Raw genomic sequence first — 5385 nt, forward strand, 5'->3', positions numbered from 1 at the left:
CGCGTTCGGCCGGGCCGTGCGCGACACCGGGGACGACTTCCCGGTCGCGTGGCTGCGCGCCGGGCTGCACGTCCGCGAGTTCACCCGTGCCGCGGCCCGGCGGGCGTGGCTGGAGGCGGTGGGACGGACCTGACGGCGGCGTCGGCCGAGTAGGCCAGGTTCGTGCCGGTCGCGGCACGGTCGGCGGTGATCACGGTGGCGTCGCCGACCAGCAGCGCGCGGTCGTCCACGAGCGGCGCGCCGTCCTCGCCCCGGCTGAGGCGGCAGCTGAGCAGCGCGGGCGACCCCGGCTCACAGCGCAGCGCCCGCGCCTGCTCGGCGGTCAGCGCGACCGCCTGGATGGTCTCGCTCGCCTCCCGCACGGGCGTGCCGGTCTCCGCCAGCAGCAGGTAGAGCGACTGGTGGTGCAGCGACTCGACGCCGATCCGCGTCCCGACGGCGGCCGGCAGGTACGACGTCTGGAGCAGCAGCGGCCCGGCGTCGGTGCTGCGCAGGCGTTCCACCGAGAGCACCTCGCGACCGGCCGGGACGCCCAGGCGCGCGCTGACGTCCGCCGGCGGCACGACGAGACCCGACGCCAGGACCTCGGTCCGCAGCTCGATGCCCTGCTCGACCAGGTCCTGCGACAGGCTCCGCAACCCGGTCAGGCCGTAGGCGAACGCGGGCCGCCGCACGAAGGTGCCCACCCCGTGCCGGGTCTCCAGCAGACCGTCCGCCTCCAACGCCTGGATGGCCTGCCGCACGGTCATCAGCGAGACGTCGAACTCCTCGACGAGCTCCCGCTGCGCGGGCAGCGGCGCGTCCGCCGGGTACCGGCCGTCGGCGATCCGCTCGGCCAGCACCCGGTAGATCGCCAGGTACTTGGGCACGCGCGTGTCGTACTCGCGGCCGGTCCGCCGCCCGTGGTCCACAGTGGAACTCCCGACTCTCAACCCCCGACGGAGGATAGCGCGCGCCGGAACGCGGACACCGCGTCCACGACCTCGCTGACCGGAGCGCCGTCGAGCAGCATGCGCATGAACGCCGAGCCCACCACGACGCCGTCGGCGTCCGCGCAGACGTCCACCGCCTGGTCGACGGTGGAGATGCCGAACCCGGCCACCACGGGCAGGTCGGTCACGCCCTTGAGCTGGCGGGCGGTGTCCCGTGCCGAGGCGCCGAGCGCGGCGCGTTCACCGGTGGTGCGCATGGAACTCATGCAGTACACGAACCCCGACGACGCCCGCGCGATCTCCCGGCACCGGTCCTCGTCGCACGACGGCGCGGCCAGCAGCACGGCGGCGACATCGGCGCCCGCCGCGCACGCCAGGTACTCCGCCGACTCCTCCAGCGGCAGGTCCGGCACGATCACGCCGCGCACGCCGACCGCCGCCAGGTGGTCGACGAACCCGCCGACCCCGCGCGACGGCGTCAGCGTCAGGGCCACGTTCGCGTAGGTCATCACGATCAGCGGCACGCCGACGTCGAGGCCGGCGAGCGCGTCCAGCAGCGCCCGGGGCCGTGCGCCGCGACGGGACGCGAGGGCGGCGGCGTGCTGCACGGTCGGGCCGTCGAGCATCGGGTCGGAGAACGGCAGCCCGATCTCGACCGCGTCCGCGCCGGCCTCCGCCGCGCCGCGCACCAGGTCCAGCCAGTCCGGCACGACACCCGCCATCACGTACGGGATCAGCAGCCGGCCGCCGCCGGCGCGGGCGGACCGGAGGTGCTCTTCCAACGTGGCCGCGGCGACGCTCATCGGTGGTGCTCCCTGATCTGCTGGAGGTCCTTGTCGCCGCGGCCGGACAGCGTGACGAGCACCGTCGACCCGGCCGCGAGCTCGCCGGTCGCGGCGGCGTCGACGACCCACGCCAGCGCGTGCGCCGATTCGAGCGCGGGGAGGATGCCCTCGGTCCGGGTCACGAGCCGCAGCGCCCGCATGGCCTGCTCGTCGGTCACGCTCGCGTACCGGGCGCGGCCGGTCGACGCGAGGTGCACGTGCTCCGGGCCGACGCCGGGGTAGTCGAGGCCCGCCGAGATGGAGTGCGCTTCGAGGACCTGGCTGTCGTCGTCCTGGAGGAAGTGCGACATGAACCCGTGCAGGACGCCGAGCTTGCCCTTGTCGACGGCGCTGCCCCCGGCCGCTTCCACGCCGACCAGGCGGGCGGGGGTGTCGGCGAACCCGGCGAACGTCCCCGCCGCGTTCGACCCGCCGCCGACGCACGCGACGACGACGTCCGGCACGGCGGCGGGCAGCCGTTCGGCGCACTGGGCGCGGGCCTCGTCGCCGATGACGCGCTGGAACTCGCGCACCATCCACGGGTAGGGGTGCGGGCCCATCACGGAACCCACGCAGTAGTGGGCGTCCTCGGTCTCGGAGACCCACGCCCGCAGCGCCGCGTTGGTCGCCTCCTTCAGCGTGCCGACGCCGTTGGCGGACTCGACCGGCACGACCTCCGCGCCGAGCAAATCCATCCGGAACACGTTCGGCTCCTGCCGCCGCACGTCGGTCCGTCCCATGTAGACGGTGCAGGAGAGGCCGAGCAGCGCGGCGGCGGTCGCGGTGGCCACGCCGTGCTGGCCCGCGCCCGTCTCGGCGATCAGCTTGCGGCGGCCCATGCGGCGGGCAAGCAACGCCTGCCCCAGCACGTTGTTGATCTTGTGTGAGCCGGTGTGCGCGAGGTCTTCCCGCTTGAGCAGGACGCGCACGCCGAGCGCCTCGGACAGCCGCTCGCACTCCGTCAGCGGGGTCGGGCGGCCGACGTAGGTGGCGAGCAGCCGTCGGTACTCGGCCAGGAAGGCGGGGTCGGACCACGCCTCGCGGAACGCCGCCTCCACCGCCTGGGCGGCGGGCATGAGGGCTTCCGGCAGGTAGCGCCCGCCGTACCGGCCGAAGCGGCCGGCCGCGTCGGGTGCGCGCATCGCGCTCGTGGTGACGACTTCAGGAGGAGACACATCTAGAACTCTAGAACTCTCTTGTCGGTCTGGCAAATGCCGTTGTCCGCGCGGATACCGTGATCGCGTGGAGATCCGCAGTGGAGACCTGGACGACCTGCCCGTGATCATGGCCATGCTGGACGAGGCGGTGGCCTGGCTCGCCGCCGCCGGGCGGACCGGCCAGTGGGGGAGCGAGCCGTTCTCGACCCAGCCCCGGCGGGTGGAGGGCATCACCGCGAAGATCCGCTCGGGCACGACGTGGATCGCCGAGGTCGACGGCGTGCCGGCGGGCGGCATGACCCTGACGTCCACCGCGCCCTCCCACGTGACCGCGGCGGGCGAGCCCGAGGTCTACGTGTCGTGGTTGGTGACGTCCCGCTCGTTCGCCGGCCGGGGCGTGGGGGCGGCGCTGCTCGCCCACGCCCGCGAGGAAGCCCGCCGCGCGGGCGTCGGCCTGCTGAGGGTCGACTGCTACGCGGGCTCCGACGGCCGCCTGGTCGACTACTACCGCCGCAATGGCTTCGAGCCGGTCGAGACGTTCACCGTGGACACGTGGCCGGGCCAACTGCTGGCCCAACGCGTCTGACGCCCACCGCCGTCCGCCGATCCCGGCGTTTCGGGCGTCTGACACGGGAGGGGCGTCCCAATGAGGCCGTTGATTCAGCAGGCCGGAAGGTCGTGCCGCCCGTGCCACCTGACCGGTGGGTGAAAAGACCCGTTCGGTGGCGACCGGATCGTGGCCGGGACCGCAGTTTTGCGTTCACGAGCGGTTGTGGGGCGCATTCGGTTAAACCTGGGTCACCCCATCAGGGCGTTGGCCGGTCGTCGTTCGGCCGAGTACGGTCGGAACACGAGGATGGCCACCTCCGAAGGATAAGCGGTCCGCGCGGTGTGCGGCCGCGGAAACTACCGTGAGGCGGTTTTTCCGATGACGTTGGACGTGCTGGACCTGCTCAAAGACGGATTGCCGGAGAGTTCCGCGCCACGGCGGCGGATCGTCGTGGTCGGCGCGGGGATGGCCGGGCTGACCACCGCCATGCTGCTGAAGGACGCGGGCCACGAGGTCACGATCCTCGAAGGTCAGAATCGGCTCGGCGGCCGAATCCTCACCCACCGCGGATTCGCGGGCGACATGTACGGCGAGTTCGGCGCGATGCGGTTCCCGCTCCAGCACCCGCTGGTCTCGCACCTGATCCAGGACAAGTTCCGGCTCGCCACCCGGCCGTTCCCGATGTACGACGAGGACACGTTCGTGTACCTCCAGGGAAAGGGCGTCCGGCGACGGGACTTCAGCGCCGACCAGTTCAGCTTCGACCTTTCCCGCGAAGAAGCCGACAAAACGCCGCACGACCTCCTGCGGCACACCGTGCAACCGCTCGTGGACATCATGGAGCAGGAGGACGACGCGAAGGCGTGGCACCGGCTGCTCACCGACTACGACCGGTACACGCTGCTCGGCTACCTGAAGGAACGGGGCCTCGGCGACGGCGCGCTCGCCATGCTCGGGCCGCTGTTCAACCTGGAGGGCCGCTACCACTTCTCGCTGCTCGAGTGGTTCTCCCACTACTACGAGGACGTGTTCGGCCGGCTCGTCTACATCGTCGACGGCGCCGACTCGCTGCCCCGGGCGTTCGAGCCGATGCTGATGGACGACATCCGGCTGGGCGCGGTCGTGCACGCCGTCGACCAGACCGACGCCGAGGTCCGCGTCCACTACCGGGCCGGCCGCCGGTCGCAGACGATCTCGGCGGACGAGTGCGTGATCACCGTGCCGTTCGCGACCCTGCGGCACATGGAGGTCGAAGGGCTCGACCCGGACAAGTGGTACGCGATCCGCAACACCTACTACGGCCGCGCGCACAAGCTGTTCATGCAGTTCAGCGAGCGCTGGTGGGAGACCGCGTACGGCATCACGCACGGCCTCACCGTGACCGACCTGGCGATCCGCAACATCGTCTACCCGCCGGCCGGCCAGGACACCCGGCACCGCAAGGGCGTGATGATCGCGTCCTACTGCTGGGAGCAGGACAGCATGCCGTACACGCCGCTGGCCGCCGAGGAGAGCGTCTTCCAGGCGTTGGAGGACCTGGTCAAGATCCACCCGGAGGCGCGGGACACGTTCGAGTTCGGCGTCTACAAGGACTGGGCGCTCGACTGGTTCGCCTGCGGCATCGGCCCGCTGTTCCGCGCCTACGAGATGAGCGAGGCGTTCTACGAGGACGTGATCCGGCCGGTGAACCGGGTGTGGTTCGCCAACGACGCGTGCGACCGCCGGCACCGGCGGTGGGTGGAGGGCGCGCTCAAGGCGGCCGTGAAGAACGCCTACGCGATCCACGAGGGCCTGCGCGACGAGATGCCGTGGAAGGACTGAGCCGGCCCGCTACCGGGTGAGCTGCTCGGCGTCGTGGAGGGCGGCGGCGACGCGGTCCGGCGGCCGGCCCAGCGCGGCGGCCAGCCGCACGGCGTCGGCCG

Annotated in this window: 5 protein-coding genes; 2 read left to right on the plus strand and 3 right to left on the minus strand. The window is 72.3% G+C overall.

Annotated features, from left to right (window positions below):
- Positions 1 to 80: 80 nt before the first annotated feature.
- From ACFQ3T_RS33895 to trpB, 3 genes are read right to left on the minus strand one after another with little or no spacing between them, the layout of a single operon-like run.
- Entirely contained in the window at positions 81 to 932 is an 852-nt protein-coding gene (locus ACFQ3T_RS33895) for a GntR family transcriptional regulator (protein WP_380729790.1), read from the minus strand.
- Complete coding sequence (gene trpA, locus ACFQ3T_RS33900; protein WP_380729792.1) at positions 929 to 1735, minus strand: tryptophan synthase subunit alpha; 807 nt, start codon at positions 1733 to 1735, stop codon at positions 929 to 931. The genes ACFQ3T_RS33895 and trpA overlap by 4 nt, the downstream gene beginning before the upstream one ends.
- Positions 1732 to 2898, minus strand: coding sequence for a tryptophan synthase subunit beta (gene trpB, locus ACFQ3T_RS33905; protein WP_380729794.1), 1167 nt, complete (start codon positions 2896 to 2898; stop codon positions 1732 to 1734). The genes trpA and trpB overlap by 4 nt, the downstream gene beginning before the upstream one ends.
- A 100-nt stretch (positions 2899 to 2998) precedes the next feature.
- Here trpB and ACFQ3T_RS33910 point away from each other — a divergent pair, with 100 nt between their 5' ends.
- Positions 2999 to 3499: a GNAT family N-acetyltransferase gene (locus ACFQ3T_RS33910; RefSeq protein WP_380729796.1), complete on the plus strand. Its 501-nt coding sequence runs from the start codon at positions 2999 to 3001 to the stop codon at positions 3497 to 3499.
- 342 nt (positions 3500 to 3841) lie between these two features.
- Positions 3842 to 5284, plus strand: coding sequence for a flavin monoamine oxidase family protein (locus tag ACFQ3T_RS33915; RefSeq protein ID WP_380729798.1), 1443 nt, complete (start codon positions 3842 to 3844; stop codon positions 5282 to 5284).
- Positions 5285 to 5385 lie beyond the last annotated feature (101 nt).

The organism is Saccharothrix hoggarensis, from assembly GCF_042678885.1.
GTDB classification, from domain to species: Bacteria; Actinomycetota; Actinomycetes; order Mycobacteriales; family Pseudonocardiaceae; genus Actinosynnema; species Actinosynnema hoggarensis.